Consider the following 15,329-nt stretch of genomic DNA (forward strand, 5'->3'; position numbering starts at 1 on the left):
ACCAGAAAATCCATCTCCTTTTCTCCAAAAGTCACAATAATGTATTTGTTTTGTTATTCTTCTTGAAAAGACATGTTATGGTAAATGCGTTTATAGAATTGTTCTACCCCTTTCTCACTAACTTTAAAAGAAAAAGGTCGTTGTGTATTGAATTGTTTTCTATATAACAAACTAATTGTCTCTTCAGTAAAAGGAATGCTTTCCTCATCTTCATACTTTGTATATTGAATATAGTCACAACGGAAGTTTCGAAATTCTTTTTTGTCTAAATCCCAACTAAAGCAATACCAATTTCCATTTGTGATTAATAATCTTAAGGGTTGCATGATTCTTTAATTGTTGCCATATCGACAATCATTAATTTCTATTACTTTTTTATTCAGTATGGCAGAGAAGAGTTCTTCTAAAAAGTACGACTCCTTTTTTTGATTTATTCCTACAAATCGGATAACTTGATCTGCCTCATGAACTACCTCTTTTTGCCTCTTTGGGGTCCCATATTAAAAAAAGAAAATTGTACATTTGGACACAATTTAGACGCAAAATATCCAATTCCTTGTACGATAGGGAATCGGATATTTATTTTACTGTTTTATATAGTGTACAATTTCTCGCTTACCAGGTCTGTGTAGCAACCGAACCAAATCTTACTTTAAGTATTAGTGGACATCAAAAATAGTAATGACTAATCCAGATTAACATCCATCCGATTCACAATTACATATACCAATATGTTAAATAGCTAAATAATACAAACGGTATGAAGTGAATTTCTACTCTTTTCATACCGTTTTAAATTTGTTTATAAGTTTCATACGAAAATCGTGGAAAGATGGCAGCATCTCTTTATAAACAAGGATCAAAAGTTACCATACCTGACAACGGAAATATTAATGTAACTCTAGTTCCTTTATTCACTTCAGATTCAATGCCAATTTTCATTCCTAATTTTGAGCACAGTTTTTCGCATAGATACAAACCCATTCCTGTACTTTTGCTAAATCTCCTTCCATTCTCTCCAGTAAATCCTTTTTCAAAAACTCTATTTATATCTTTAGTTATTATCCCTACTCCATTATCTTCTATAGTTAGTATTACTGAGTTAGTTTTCTTAATTGTGTATATACGTATCATTTGTTCTTTGTTATTTGAGTACTTTATAGAATTTCCTATTATTTGATTAATAATAAATTCAACCCATTTTCCATCACTATATACAATCTCATCAATATCCTGTATATCTAATTTTATTCTCTTATGAATAAAATCTCTATAATTTCTTCTAATTACAGTTCTTACTACATCATCAAGGTTGATACGTACAGATTTTAAATTCGGATGGTTTGCTAGCGTTTCGTTAAAGTGTTGGTCGTACGCTTTATAGGAAAAGCCCTAATTTACTTCTTCATATTCCTTCATAATTTTATAAAAGGTGTTTTTCTTTAGTTCTAACATTTCCATAAATATAACAACAGTTATTTCTCTATTCTTCCATTTTGAATGAGTTTCCTCTATGTATGTATAATTATATGTTTTATATCGCTTTAAAGGATATTTCTACATTTCTATTAAAAAATCTTTAATGGGCGCCAAACTTTAAAATAAAAGTCATAATTACTCCAAAAATAAAGGAAGACATACAAGAGGTACCGCCCATGCATATCAACTTAAGAAATTGATTGTTCCCCAAAACAAAAAAACACTACATTCTCATAAATCACTGTTGTAGTGATATGAATTTTTCGTTTTGGGATACTTTAAAATATTAGCTTGATAGGCATGGGGCAGCAGTCTAATATGCTTGAATTATAATCAGTGTAAGCAGCTAAAAAAGTAATTGCTGGAATAGAAGTTAAGCATATGATCAAAAAAGGACAAACTCTCCAAGGTGAGAAGTTTGTCCAAAACCATAATCTATTTGATTTCACAATATAAAATTCAATTCCGCTAACAATCTTTCTTTTTTCATATCCCACGATTTTCACATGAGAACCCAAAATAGTGGATTAGAATAATGATTTAATACTTGCTAGTACAGTAAGGATACCTATAATAATGACAAATACATTGCTCGCTTTCCCTTTGTATTTAGCTAGTACCGGTACTTTATAGATCGCATACATCGGTAATAGACATAAGATAGCGGCTACTAACGGACCGCTAAGAGCATCAATAAGTCCAAGAATACTTGGATTTGCATAAGCAACATACCAACATGTTAATACGACAAAAGTAAGGATGATTGTCTTAACTGTTTTTTCTCCTATATCTTTCCCACGTGTTTGACTGGACTTGATAATCATATCACGCATTACTTCATATGCTCCTATATAGTGTCCAAGGAAAGACTTTGTTATGGCCGTAAAAGCAATGATAGGAGCTGCAATAGTAATTACAGGCGAATTAAGCTCATTAGCAAGATATGACAAGATTGATAAGTTCTGTTCTTTTGCCATCATGAGATCATTTGGAGTCAAACTTAAGGTACTGCTCCAAACAAAGAACATAACAACAGAGAATGTCATAATATAACAAACTTTTTGTATTTGAGCACACTTGGCATTAGTAGCTTCTATTCCATAGGTAGCTCTTTGTTTCATAACAAATGATGAAATCATTGGAGAATGATTAAACGAGAATACGATGATTGGTAGAATCATCAATATCGTTCCAAAATATCCTGTTCCTGTTGAAGCAGTAGAAACATTTGAAAAACTAAGCATTGACGTATTCCACTGTGGAATCAAAGATATTGCGATAAAAAGTAAAGAAGCTATGAAAGGATATACTAGCATGCTCATTATTTTCACAGTGATATCTTGACCAAAATTTAGTATAGCGATAAGACCAAGTACTAATACAAGCGATAAAATGGCCCTTGGAGGTTCTGGCATATGCAATTGATGCACGATAAAACTACTTGCAGTATTTGTAAGTGCAACCGAATACATCAGCACGATCGTATAAATTGAAACAAAATATACTATGTTAAAAATAATACTTGCCTTATTTCCGAAATACTCTCTTATTGTCCCTGTTATCCCCTCATCAGCAGAATTAGAAGCGTAAATCATTTTAGCAAGCGCCCTATGTGAGTAATACATTACAGGGTATGCTAGTATGGTAATTAGTAGTAATGATAATAAACCACCTGAACCTGCATTAATAGGTAAAAAGAGTACTCCTGCTCCAATTGCTGTTCCAAAAAGGCTCAATGCCCAGGTAGTATCCTGCTTATTCCATTTTTTAGGATCTGGATATTTATCATTTTTTACTGCAGTATTATCAGCTTGAAATTCTATGTTTTTTGCAGTATTCCCATTCATATAATACTTCCTCCTTGTGTCCTATTCTTACGTCTCTTTTTAGACTTAGGAATATAGATCGTTCTTGAAAAATGAATTGCTTAAAAAGTGCGCCACATCGTTTATCCTTCTTCTCATTTGACCAAAATCAAAAATTCCACTAGTCATCAACCTGATGGGTTTGTTACCACTTACAAAATATTTCAATTATATAGTAGTATATTTTAGTGGTAATTCCCCCAATATACAGACATGCTTAGGCGAACAATAGAGAATAAATTTGTTAAATTTTTCACAATGTATCCGATAACTGTTCATTGATCTAATTGTTTCTCTCCAAAGATTTTATTTTTAATGGAAATCCCTGTAGGTGTAGAGGCAATTCCGCCTAAACCTGTCTCTCTTAACTCGCGAGGCATTTGTCTTCCAACTCTATACATCGCTTCAATAACTTCATCAGCACTGATGAGATTGTTTACGCTGGCTAATGCGATATCCGCTGCCGCTAAAGCATTTGCCGTTCCAATGGCGTTTCTCTTTACACAAGGAATTTCTACCAAACCAGCGACCGGATCACACACTAAACCAAGTAAATTTTGTAATGCGGTTGAGAAAGCTTCAGAAGATTGTTGTGGTGTTCCTCCGGCAGCTTCTACCGCTGCTGCAGCCGCCATTGCTGAGGCACTGCCCACTTCAGCTTGACATCCTCCGTACGCTCCTGAAATACAAGCGTTGTTTGCGACTATCGTTCCAAATAACGCTGAAGTGAATAGAAAATGAATCATATCTTTATGACTTAACTGCAACGTATCTTTAATACTAAATAAGACTCCCGGGATTGTCCCACTCGCACCTGCTGTTGGAGTTGCACAAATAGCTCCTAATGCAGCATTTACTTCATTAACACCGATAGCACTTTGAATCCCTAGCACCATCAAATCGCCAGAAAGAGTTTTCCTATTTTCTCGATAATTTTTAATCTTAACAGCATCACCTCCGGTTAAACCGGTTGGAGAAAATACCCCGTCGCCCTCGATACTTTTATTTATGGCATTTTCCATAGTCGCTAAATTCCGTTCCATTTTACTCCAAACTTCTTCATAAGAAGTTTTAGTTTGTTTGATTTCCTGTTCCATTGCTAATTCATAAATTGGCTTTTGGCTTTTATTAGCTGCATCCACAATTTCTTTTATGGTCATATACATTTTTTTCACTCCTTAATGGAACTAAAGAATAATAAGGTTAGCTATATTACTTAAATTTCCCAATTCCTTCTGAGCATTACCAGGCAATAGAGAATCCAAAGCGAATGCATATAAATATTTCTTGTTATCTTCTAAACTATGAAAGTTGTTAATTTCCACATCATATTGTTTAAAGATCCTTCGTAAGACAAATTCAAAGTCAGCTCTTTCAGAAATCGCAATAATAACTGGCAATGGCCCCTGCAGATCTAAGCTAAATCCGTCAATTTCAACATGTTTGACTTCAATCAATCCACCACCGACCGAAATACCCATCGTTCTAATACTTCGAATTTCATCCTCTAAATGTACATCTGCCGTATTTGGATGACCAGCAGGACTATCACCCGCTTTTTCAATAAAGGTAATGTCAATTCCTTTAGATTCTGCTATTTTAATAGCATCTGGCACTTTGCTGTCATCGGCAGCAAATCCCAATATCCCAGCAATAATTGCAAAATCAGTTCCGTGACCTTTATGGGTTTCAGCAAATGATTCATAATACTTTACCACAACTTTTTTTGGAAGACCTTGAAATAATTTATTGGCAACTGTTCCAATAGCCAAGGCACCTGCAGTATGTGAACTTGAAGGACCTATCATTATTGGCCCAATCACATCAAAACAACTTTTGTATTTAACAATCTTTTTTTCTTTAATAGATGCTACATTCATATTCATATAAACACCCCCATAATTTGTTATTTTTAATTGCAGTTGAATCTAAGTTATTAAAATGACTGATTCAAAACAAGACCTAATTGAATACGTTTTCATTCTCGTGTCAAGTACACTTCCTTTTAATCACATACCTTTCTTAGAGTAATCATGTCAGTATGTCCAATTTTAAAAGGTTACTTGTAATGTCATTAGGATTTTTGCAAAAAACTAGGTTTGATACTTTCTCTAAAGGTAATAAATTTTCTCTCGACGCCCTCATTATAGCTTGTATATTTATGAGCTCAATATTTTTTTATTTTTAGAAAGATTGAATAAACAGAATCTTGAATGAGTAATAGATTACACTTAGCATGTAGCAATTGTGTCCTTTGTTTGAAGCTGTATTAGTTACTAGAAAAGCAAAAATAACACAGAGTTCCTTTCATTAACACATTGATTATATTGAAAAATCATTATAATGATACTTATATTGTCCTTTGTTAAAACATCTAATTTTGGAAATGAAAGCTGTTGCAATAAATAATAAATGTAGATGACAATGAATCCATTAATGAAACATAAAATCATTTATTGATATTAATAATTAATTTTGTATTAATATACATTTTCAGAAAAAAGAAACTTCTTTTTATACTCTTAACTTGAAGTACTACTTTGACAATATTCACTAATTTACACCATCGATATCTACAGTTATGGAAACCCTAATTAGATTTAAAAAGAGAGAAGTTGTATTTAGTGCGCCCAAAAACATATGAAATGGCCTACCGAGCAATTCAAGAATATATTCAATTTTATAATACAGAAAGATTCCAAGAAAAACTTCACGGCCTTTCCCCGATAGAATATCGGGAAAAGGCCGTGGCATAATACTCTTTTTATTACTGTCTACTTGACAGGGAGATGACCACCAAACTGAGCTAATCCCCAAATTGGCCATAATAGCTCTGGACCTTACAATGCCCATCCCCTATGATCTAGCCCCCTTTATTAATAAAACCCTCGGATATACATCAAACCAGTTGAAGTAACCATTATGGAAACAAGTGAAGCACACAAAAAACAACTCCAAAATCCACTTTTATTGTATATTTTGGAGTTACTTGACGTTTACCTTACAAACACAAGTAGAACAGTTCAAATCAATTGAACTGTTCTACTAAGGTTATTTCATTTTTTTAACCTAATCCCATTTTGACAAATTAAATTGCAGCTCCAACAACCACTGCTATCACAAAAACTAAATCACTATATATTTTATGTTTAACTAGTTTTATTGATTATAAGAATATTCATTTTGGTTTTGCAACACCCTCAACGTGAATACTTGTACTTTTTCATACGGATATTACTTACCTCTGTAGGTTCATAATCTCTGTATGCCTAAGTAATTGTTTTAAAACAGTTACATCAAAACATAAATTTTAATGTTTAATGACTTTTGATATTTCCTGATATTCCAATGATTTTGAGCTACCCGACTGGATTTTTTTTGCTAATTCATTAGCATAGTTTGTTGTTGCCGGCGCAAATTTATTACGATCCCACTGATGGTTTCTAGCGATTTGTTCATCAGACAGATTATAATATGAATAAGTTACTCGTCCTTGCACATCTGGAATTGGATCATCAAAAGTTGTATCAAGATGGTACCATTTCCCTTCAATTTTCACTTGATTCCAAGCATGTGGTTGTCCATTTCCAGTTCCTGTTACAATATGAGTTTCTATTCCAGCCTCTTTTAACAATTGATACGTTAATAATGCATACCCTTGACAAACAGCAGAGCGGTTTGCTAAAGCTTCATATGCTGTATAAGCTTGGAAAGAAGTATCATAAGAAACATGCTTTACGACATAATCATGGATTACTTTTACTTTTTCGTGTTCATCCATACCAGCTTTGATAATGGAATTGATAATTGATTTTGCTTGCGCCTTTACATAGTCCGTTTGTCCTTTGGATTCACGATATGTAATCTTTACTGTAAACGTGTAATTTCCTGGAATACCACGAACGGAATATTGCGTATGTGAAATATTATGATTCAAATATTCGTTAGATTCGACTGCCTTGTCATATTCTTTAACAAGTGTGTTTAGAACCTCATTAATATTAGAGTTTTGGGATTTGTATGTCATCGTTATATTTTCTTTTTGATTATTAATATGAGTTTTTATTTCATTTTGAAATGCGTCTAATAGTTTCCCATCAGGTCGTGAATTATTATTTACAGATGTAGGATTTGGATTCCAAACACCATTACTTTCAAGGTAGTACTGTTTACCATTATCTTGGATCCAGCCTGTTTGCATCGCTCCACTTCCATTGAAGTAGTACCACGCTCCGTTTACCTGCTGCCAATTTGTTTGCATCGCTCCGCTTCCGTTAAAGTAATACCATGCTCCGTTTACCTGTTGCCAACCTGTTTGCATCGCTCCGCTTCCGTTAAAGTAATACCACGCTCCGTTTACCTGCTGCCAACCTGTTTGCTTCACACCGTTTACATTATAGTAATTCCATACTGATCCAGTTTGTTTCCAACCTGTATCGGCACTTGTGTAAGTAGCTACTGTTGATCCCATCACTGTGAGACCAACTGCCATAGCTAAAACTTTTATATTCTGTTTCATAAATCTAATATTCCCCTTCTCTTGACCTATTTATCTATCAAACATTAACAATGAGGGCGTTGCAAAACTAAAATAAATACTCAATATTATAAAATGACACTTTCATTAGTAAATATTACTCTCCTCACTAATTGTTAGTTGATTCAATCGAGATTTTACGAGCAGTTAATGTAGGATAAATTAGAACAACTAGCTAAAAGATGACGATACAACTCTTTGTCTTTCCACTTATGAAACGCATAATACATGGCCTCTTTGTTATAAGAGTTATCTTAGTCAATATTAGCGATTAAAGCAAGATTTGACATTTATTTATCTATACAAACATATTAAACATATGGTAATTGAAATTTTATAACAGCGCATTAGGGAGCAATTCAGGTCAAAGGTTATGGTAATTATACGGAATTCAGATTTATTAACCATTTTGTTGTCACTTCTGTATACTGAGTACCTGTTATAATAAGAGGTTCTTTACATTCGGGACGTTTGCTTTTTGCAATATTGACTTGATGATCTATGTCTTTCAAACAGCTTTTAATATTTAGGATTTTTTGAGAATCATATTGTTAGCGATAATAGAATGTAAGTAATTACGAACATCTATGTGTTGAAACAAAAGTAAACGAATATTCAAAATTAACTTTCATATTTATAATAAATAAAGAGTACTTTTTAATGTTTAAAAGTACTTTTTATTTGATGTTGATGTGACGTAACCTTAAGTATTTAGTAATTAAAAAAAGTCCCTTAATAATGTTAAAGGGACCTTACTCACACAAATAATCTGTAAATCAATTCATTTTTGATATACAGATCATTTGTATGATAATTTTTATAAATAATTGCTAAATAGTGAATTTACATAAATGCTTTTAGAAGTTCTTGAACTAATGGGATTGCTCCACCTATAAATTTTAAAACTGCCATTGCGATTTCCATATTATTCTCTCCTCTTTTTTCGTATTAAGATGTGGTTAATCTTTATACCCTTATTATAGTAAGCGCTTACAATTATAACAATACATTTTTGTATGCAATATTGCATATTTATACGTTTAGACAAAATTAGACCTCTATTAGTCATTCTTTAATGGTACCATAGCGAGGTGAGAGTCTTTAAGGGTTCTCCTTAATAGGAGGAAATATGGAAAGAGTGCAAGAAATTGACAGTAATCTAAAATTTAAGGGTTGGGTTAAACAGGTATTAGCTGTAGGAGGAATGTTAGGGTTCTGCTACTTAGTGCTATATGTTTTCTGTTTCTTAGTTACTATGTAAATATTATACAACTAAACTAGTAGAGTCTTGCCTAGAGCGGTAAGGCTCTTTTGTTTTGTATGAGATGAGCAAACTACATACAATACCTCTCAGGTTTGTCAGATTACTCTGTATGGCGCCTTGTTTCTCTAGGTTCTAGGAACATTAACTCCTATCATTGAAAGGTAAATAAACTTCTATTTAAAAGTTTCCCTTTCTATTGAAAACACAATTGTATTGATAAAAAATGTCTTTTTACTAGATACATATTAAAAAGACAGGCATAAGTTATATTACACTTTGGTAAAATCTTTTTATCTTTGAAAAGGACTTACATCTGATTAATAGATTTGAATCCTTTTTGCATATTATCATCTTTATATTACCATATAAATATAATATATTAAAAACAATTTAAATGCAAAAATACTAGTATGGATACTGCAAGTATTTTTCAAAATAACGTAAACTATGCGGAAAAATAAAATAAGCTGCCCATATGGACAGCTTATTTACATAATTATCGTTATCGGAATTTAACCCTCTAATATTCATTCTAGAAAGTATCCTAGCCAAAAGCGGATGTTTAGTCGCTTTGTTTGAATTATGATTTTAGTAAGGAGTTTTGCTTTATCGCTTACAGATAAAGCATTATCTTTATTTTCAATCGGAGTTTCCCTTTCTTTTGATAAATCATATAGGTAGTTTAATGTCTTAATAAATCCTTTTAATGAAGATGATATTATCCTTGGATTCCATTCACCTTCGCCATGTTCCGCAGTATATATTGGTAAATATCTTCTACTCATATCTACAAAGATAGGGGTTCCATATTCCTCCTCGTGCCCTATGACAAACCGAGACTGTCTCCAATCTCCTTTATTATCTATGCTATACCCCAATTGTTCCTTTTCTAATGCACTATTACTATAAATTATTAATCCACTATATCCAATAGATAGTTCTATTTCTTTAAATGTGTCTAATAGATTATATAATTCGTTAATTTGTAATTTCATCAGTACCCTCACGCAAAATGCTTTGTATATCACTCGATTTAATTTTTCTATTGTAATTATTAAATATTTCGCATTATATGGGAAGTTAAATTAAGTAACTAAAACAAGTACTCTATACATGTAAGGTTAATATAACGTCTCATTATCAATAGCGAGTACAAGGGAGAATCCTAACCTTGCAAGGGAACCTCCTTTTTTGTTCTATGTATTCATGCATTTTTTATACATTCCTATCCTGTCGCTGTTTTGTTCCGGAATGCTGACGGTATAACATATATATATAAAGACACCCTAAGGTACCTTCCTCCGACTTAAACCATCTTAATTTTAATAATATGTATTGAACTCACACCAAATATTATTGTATCAAGCTGGTGTATAGCGATTATTGGTAAACCGTTTTGAAAATTTGCGTTTTGTTGTTACTATCCCATGCCCATCAAGCTAATATTTTGAAGTATCCCCAAAACGAAAATTTTCTTCGTTTTGGGGAACTACCAATTTCTTAAGTTGATGGGCATGTATGGTGACCCCTATTAGAGAAATTTACTAGGTTATGGCTTTGACTCGGTTTTTCTAAAGAATACATCAGGATTATTCTGTCCGTTCAAAATATTTCGATTGTCACCCCAAGCATGGAGCAATGAATGACCTGGACCCGTAATAACTTGATTGTATTCACCCATATAACAAGAAAACACTCTTGGATCAAAATTCACGAAAACCCCACCGCTTGGTATATGATTATTAGGCACTTGAGAAAATTTGGTGCTGACCATATTTTCTTTCCCTACTTTACCAACGCCCTTATGAAGAGAGAATGTTTTCATAAACACACCAAATGTTCCATTACCTATGCCGCCAACATTATTAGGATCATTAAAGCGGTTATATTGAATATGAGCTCCTTTTTTATTGACAGCTACTGATGGAAAGAATGCATGTGGTAAATTATTGGAGATATTCACTTGAGTCCAGTTATTTCCTCCATTTTGACTATAGGCTAAAAAGACATCGATAAAGGTTGTACCTCCAATATTTCTACGTTGATTCCATACTACATAGATCGTACCATCTGGTCCTATACCTGCTTGAGGGATCTCAAACATCCTGATTACCCGTTGCTGCTCTGTTAATATAACAGGACGGAGTTCATTGGCTGGTCCGCATGGTACAACATCCGTAGCCGCTGCTGCAAATAGGCCAGCAGAGACTTGTACATTTATTGGGAAGGTATTTCCTCCATCGATTGACTTAGCCATACGAATGGAACGGTTCGCAGTATTTAGCTGAGCAAATGTGCCTGGCAAACGACTTTCATAAAAGATATATATATTCCCGGCTTTATCCACTACCGGAAAGGCTCCAAACACTGCATTAGCCCCAGCGACAATCGTTTGACTTGGAATAATAGGAGTTAATGTTACACCTGTTCCAAATTTTGAAAAACGAATTTTTGTACCTACATTAGGAGGGCCAAAGTCAGTCCATACAACATATAAAGCCTCATTTCCTGGATTATCAGCATCAGGACCTACTGTAATCCACGCTTTATCTTGATTTCCTGGATCACTAGCAGCTGGAGTCTGCCCTCGCCCAACAACTTGAGGAAGGTTCATAGTTATTGTTTTGTTTGGACTGATCGTTCCGGTTGAAACAGTGATTACACCTTCTTGCCTGCCTCCAATCAATTCATCCCCAATTTGTGAATAATAAAATACTCCATTTCTATCAACTGCTAAAGATGGATCACCAAAATTTTGACCTCCAGGATTGGCTGGTATTGACCCACCATCGGTCCAATTTTTACCTAAATCTTTTGAAAAGGAAAACCCTGAATAACTTGATGCCCCAGCTACCCCTGTGGCATTATTGGTATCATTAAATCCATACAAAATAAAATCTTTAAAACGCGCAAGGCTTGTCTCGCTTTGAGTTATATTTGGAAAACTAGCGATATCAACAGCAGGGTTATTCACTTGAACTTCTTTATCATTTGGTTTTGGTTTTGGCGGCATTTGATCACCCTTTCTATTATTTTTTTCAATATATAATATGAAAAAAACGAAAGAGTGCTTAGACTATTTAATAGATTTAAGTTTTTTTTGGAAGAGTCATTTAATCAATTAATTAGTCTTTAAACAAACCGAAAAAACCTTGCTGCTTTTGTTTCTGTACATCTCTAATGTTTTCAAGCAGGAGTGTTGGTCATATAAACATTGATACCACTAAGTCGTTTACTACGAGGAGAATATTTCATTCCTTTCTTTTTTTCTCGTACAATGTAATTAATGCTGTCAACATACCAAAAAGAGTCCTGATTGATAAGGACTCTTTTTTGAACTTTTACAAAAGTAAACTTTTAAACACCTAATTAAAATTCTATTATCTATTTTACCACTTGGACAGATACTGGCTTCCAACCCTGATTCTCTACCCAATCAATATCAACCTTATATTTTTTATTACTTTGTTTATCTCGTATATTACCGTAAGCTTTATTATTACCATTATTCCCAATAAACTCGAAAATCAATTGGCCCTCTGGAACATCAACAGCATAAGAAATTGCTTCTTTCATCTCACTCCAATCTACTGTTCCTTCTTTAAATTTCATTTCAGGTTTTGCTCCTTGCTTTGTACCAATTGGCTTCCAAGAAGGATTAGTTTGAGAACCCTTTTCTTGAGATACCGATTTTTCTGCTTTTTGTTTCTCTTCTAACAGTGCTGCTTCTTTCTCTTCATTTTTCTTCTCTTCTAACAGTGCTGCTTCTCTCTCTTCACGTTTTTTCTCTTCTAACAGTGCTGCTTCTCTCTCCTCACGTTCCTTCTCTTCTAACTGCGCTGTTTCTTTCTCTTCACGTTTCTTCTCTTCTAACTGCGCTGCTTCTTTCTCTTTACCTTTCTTCTCTTCTATCTTTGTTTCTTTCTTTTCTTGAGCAATTGCTTTCTTTGATGTATCAGAAGGGGAAAACAACTGGTATGTCACTATACCAACTGTCACTAATACCAAAGTAAATGCAATATTAAAAATCACCTTTTTACGACGATTTTGTTGTTTTTCTTGAAACCTGCTTACTTGTCCCATTTTTTAAACCTCCGAGTTTATTTTCTCTTCTAATCTTTATGCGTTTCCTTATAATTCTTAATATTTTTATTAAACGATGGAAATGAATTACAATTCCCATACAAGATTTCATATCATAATAAAATTTGTGTTTTTTCAAGCATCTGACATATGTTATTCAAAAATATTTTAATACATTAAAAATTGATAAGTATCTGTTCGTAAGAAACCTTCAATTTTATTCAAAGGTGATTCCAATTACGTCCACATTAGATCTCCTGTAGAAATCTTTTTCACAATTAAGCCCCTTCTTCCCTTATTTATAATTTTCAAATTAAACTGCCCTCTATGGTACAATAAAGATGTGTTGTTTTCTACTGGGGTATGTCGTAAAATCAAAAGGGATTTTATCTCTTTTACCTTTTTTTCAGAGTAACTTTCACCACTAGGAAACTCTATTATTCCTAATGTAATCTTTAATTCGCTTTCATTAAAAATCCAATCCTTATTAAGTTCCCTTATCTTTTGTATAAAGCTTCTTTTGGTTTTTCCTATATAGATCAATGTTTCATTCTTAGCATATACTCTAGAGATTGCAAATATTCCCTTCTTAAAAGCTTCTTCTCTATTATAAAAATCATTTAAACTATACAATCCATACCACTTAATATGTACTGTTTCTATTAACCTCACCTCATTTTTAGACAATATTATAATTTCTGAATGTTCAAATTATTATGGATACATAGCCTTGATTACTTGAATTATAAATAGTGCTTTTCAATAATACATTTTATTATTACTAATTTCAATAATGAATATGTGTATATCATCATGAATTTCCTATCATTTGTTTCGTCAAGTAGGGGTAGCGTCAGGAAAATGCGCATTTACAACGTTAAGGAAATCCCCATATTAAAAAGCCCCATTTATCAACATTTATATTGAGGAATTAGGTTCTTTTCGTTATTCCGTTAAAGCGCTCCTTTAATTGAATAACCAAAATCTCTCCTCACTCATAATATCACTTAATTCTTATTAAACTAACGCACCTCGTTAGTTTAAGTGTAATTCTTCACAAATTTTTAGCAGGTTTAGTTAAAAATCTTTTTTATATAAACAAAAGAACTGAGCGAAAAATAACGCTCAGTTCTTTTACAAACATCCCATTTCATAAATGTGCGATCATATTATTTTCGTACAGCTTCAAATGTAATGAGTTGGCTATCTGTTGATGGTTGCTTTTTGAAAGTATAATCGGCAGAACAAGTAATATCAGTTTTACATGCATCATTGAATTAGTAGCTTTACATAGAGATTTTTTAGATTCCACTGATGATCCTTGCAGTTATCACACTAAAACAGCTTCTTTAGTATATTCTATAAAATTTTAAATACAACAATTCCTTATGAAGCATCATCTACTAAGATAACCATCATTTTTTGAGAATTATATTGAACTTACCTTTTTAAATTGTGCAGATAATTTGCAGATATATATTAGCATAAGTACTCTCCATTCGAACATATGATGAAGTGAATGATAGGACAGGGAGGTATCATGATGTTTGCTTATACGTTAACTGCCTTAACACTTTGTTGTATCTCAATTATTATTACATCATATATTTCTAAACGTAAGGGTACCCTAATGGAGTATATGGTATTTATTATGTCTTTTAGTATGAGTATCGGTTTAAGTATAGGTTTTTATTTAGGTATTCTCTTTAAAGGGGAATTACTATATTCTACTTTGCTTGCTATTTTGATTAGTGGTTGTATCGGTCTTTTAGTCGGTCTACGTTTTCACCTATATACTGCCTTAGAAGGAATGTTCTCTGGATTAATGGCAAGTATGATGGGAGCAATGATTACAGAAATGCTAAATGCGCAACAAGCTCATAGTATACTATTCATTAGCCTTTTACTTTCTATAACGATAACTATGTCATGTATAATTCAGCTTTTATCAGAAACCTTTACTACTTATATCCATCGTCGGTTTCTATTATTACTCTCTATTGGCGTAGTAATTATCCTGACTGTATTCATAACGTTCCCAGAGCATGTCCCACCAACCTCTTCCACAGAAGAACAACATAAACATTAGCAACTATAATCG

The 15,329-nt window shown here is 32.9% G+C and carries 10 protein-coding genes and 5 pseudogenes; 3 read left to right on the forward strand and 12 right to left on the reverse strand.

The window, feature by feature from the left end:
* Nucleotides 1–53: 53 nt before the first annotated feature.
* Nucleotides 54–326, reverse strand: coding sequence for a WYL domain-containing protein (locus JDS92_RS30795; protein WP_242475982.1), 273 nt, complete (start codon nt 324–326; stop codon nt 54–56).
* Nucleotides 327–846: 520 nt separating this feature from the next.
* Nucleotides 847–1,317, reverse strand: a pseudogene (locus JDS92_RS04645) (ATP-binding protein); the annotation flags it as partial.
* Between the two features lie 507 nt (nt 1,318–1,824).
* On the opposite strand from JDS92_RS04645, the pseudogene JDS92_RS31500 reads away from it, so the two are divergent.
* Nucleotides 1,825–1,935, forward strand: a pseudogene (locus JDS92_RS31500) (IS6 family transposase); the annotation flags it as partial.
* Between the two features lie 71 nt (nt 1,936–2,006).
* Here JDS92_RS31500 and JDS92_RS04650 read toward each other — a convergent pair.
* The 3 genes from JDS92_RS04650 to sdaAB all read right to left on the reverse strand — a co-directional run bounded on the left by JDS92_RS04650 (nt 2,007) and on the right by sdaAB (nt 5,230).
* A complete protein-coding gene (locus JDS92_RS04650; RefSeq protein WP_087970015.1) occupies nt 2,007–3,326 on the reverse strand; it encodes an aromatic amino acid transport family protein in 1,320 nt (439 codons plus the stop codon).
* Nucleotides 3,327–3,619: 293 nt separating this feature from the next.
* On the reverse strand, nt 3,620–4,510 hold the full coding sequence (gene sdaAA, locus JDS92_RS04655) for an L-serine ammonia-lyase, iron-sulfur-dependent, subunit alpha (protein ID WP_087970014.1): 891 nt from the start codon (nt 4,508–4,510) through the stop codon (nt 3,620–3,622).
* A 21-nt stretch (nt 4,511–4,531) separates the two neighbouring features.
* Nucleotides 4,532–5,230 carry an L-serine ammonia-lyase, iron-sulfur-dependent subunit beta gene (gene sdaAB, locus JDS92_RS04660; RefSeq protein ID WP_087970013.1) on the reverse strand — a complete coding sequence of 233 codons (699 nt, stop codon included), beginning with the start codon at nt 5,228–5,230 and terminating at the stop codon, nt 4,532–4,534.
* A 714-nt stretch (nt 5,231–5,944) separates the two neighbouring features.
* Between sdaAB and JDS92_RS04665 the strand changes: the two are divergent.
* Nucleotides 5,945–6,100 (forward strand): annotated as a pseudogene (locus JDS92_RS04665) (IS3 family transposase); the annotation flags it as partial.
* A 554-nt stretch (nt 6,101–6,654) separates the two neighbouring features.
* Here the strand turns inward: JDS92_RS04665 and JDS92_RS04670 are convergent.
* From JDS92_RS04670 to JDS92_RS04695, 7 genes and pseudogenes are all read right to left on the reverse strand, one after another.
* A complete protein-coding gene (locus JDS92_RS04670) occupies nt 6,655–7,863 on the reverse strand; it encodes a transglutaminase domain-containing protein (RefSeq protein WP_199631566.1) in 1,209 nt (402 codons plus the stop codon).
* 410 nt (nt 7,864–8,273) lie between these two features.
* Nucleotides 8,274–8,476: pseudogene (locus JDS92_RS31355) on the reverse strand (ABC transporter substrate-binding protein); the annotation flags it as partial.
* Between the two features lie 248 nt (nt 8,477–8,724).
* Nucleotides 8,725–8,911 (reverse strand): annotated as a pseudogene (locus JDS92_RS04675) (hypothetical protein).
* A gap of 761 nt (nt 8,912–9,672) precedes the next feature.
* Nucleotides 9,673–10,140, reverse strand: a complete 468-nt coding sequence (locus JDS92_RS04680) for a copper resistance protein (protein WP_199631567.1) — start codon at nt 10,138–10,140, stop codon at nt 9,673–9,675.
* Between the two features lie 554 nt (nt 10,141–10,694).
* Nucleotides 10,695–12,158, reverse strand: a complete 1,464-nt coding sequence (locus JDS92_RS04685; RefSeq protein ID WP_199631568.1) for an exo-alpha-sialidase — start codon at nt 12,156–12,158, stop codon at nt 10,695–10,697.
* 371 nt (nt 12,159–12,529) lie between these two features.
* The gene (locus tag JDS92_RS04690; protein ID WP_199631569.1) at nt 12,530–13,228 is read right to left on the reverse strand and encodes a YrrS family protein; all 699 of its coding nucleotides are present in this window, start codon (nt 13,226–13,228) and stop codon (nt 12,530–12,532) included.
* A gap of 237 nt (nt 13,229–13,465) precedes the next feature.
* Nucleotides 13,466–13,900, reverse strand: a complete 435-nt coding sequence (locus tag JDS92_RS04695; protein ID WP_033662984.1) for a hypothetical protein — start codon at nt 13,898–13,900, stop codon at nt 13,466–13,468.
* Nucleotides 13,901–14,771: 871 nt separating this feature from the next.
* Here JDS92_RS04695 and JDS92_RS04700 point away from each other — a divergent pair.
* Nucleotides 14,772–15,317, forward strand: coding sequence for a hypothetical protein (locus JDS92_RS04700; RefSeq protein WP_000458513.1), 546 nt, complete (start codon nt 14,772–14,774; stop codon nt 15,315–15,317).
* Nucleotides 15,318–15,329 lie beyond the last annotated feature (12 nt).

The sequence above is a fragment of the Bacillus cereus group sp. N12 genome (assembly GCF_016483575.1).
Lineage (GTDB): Bacteria > Bacillota > Bacilli > Bacillales > Bacillaceae_G > Bacillus_A > Bacillus_A toyonensis.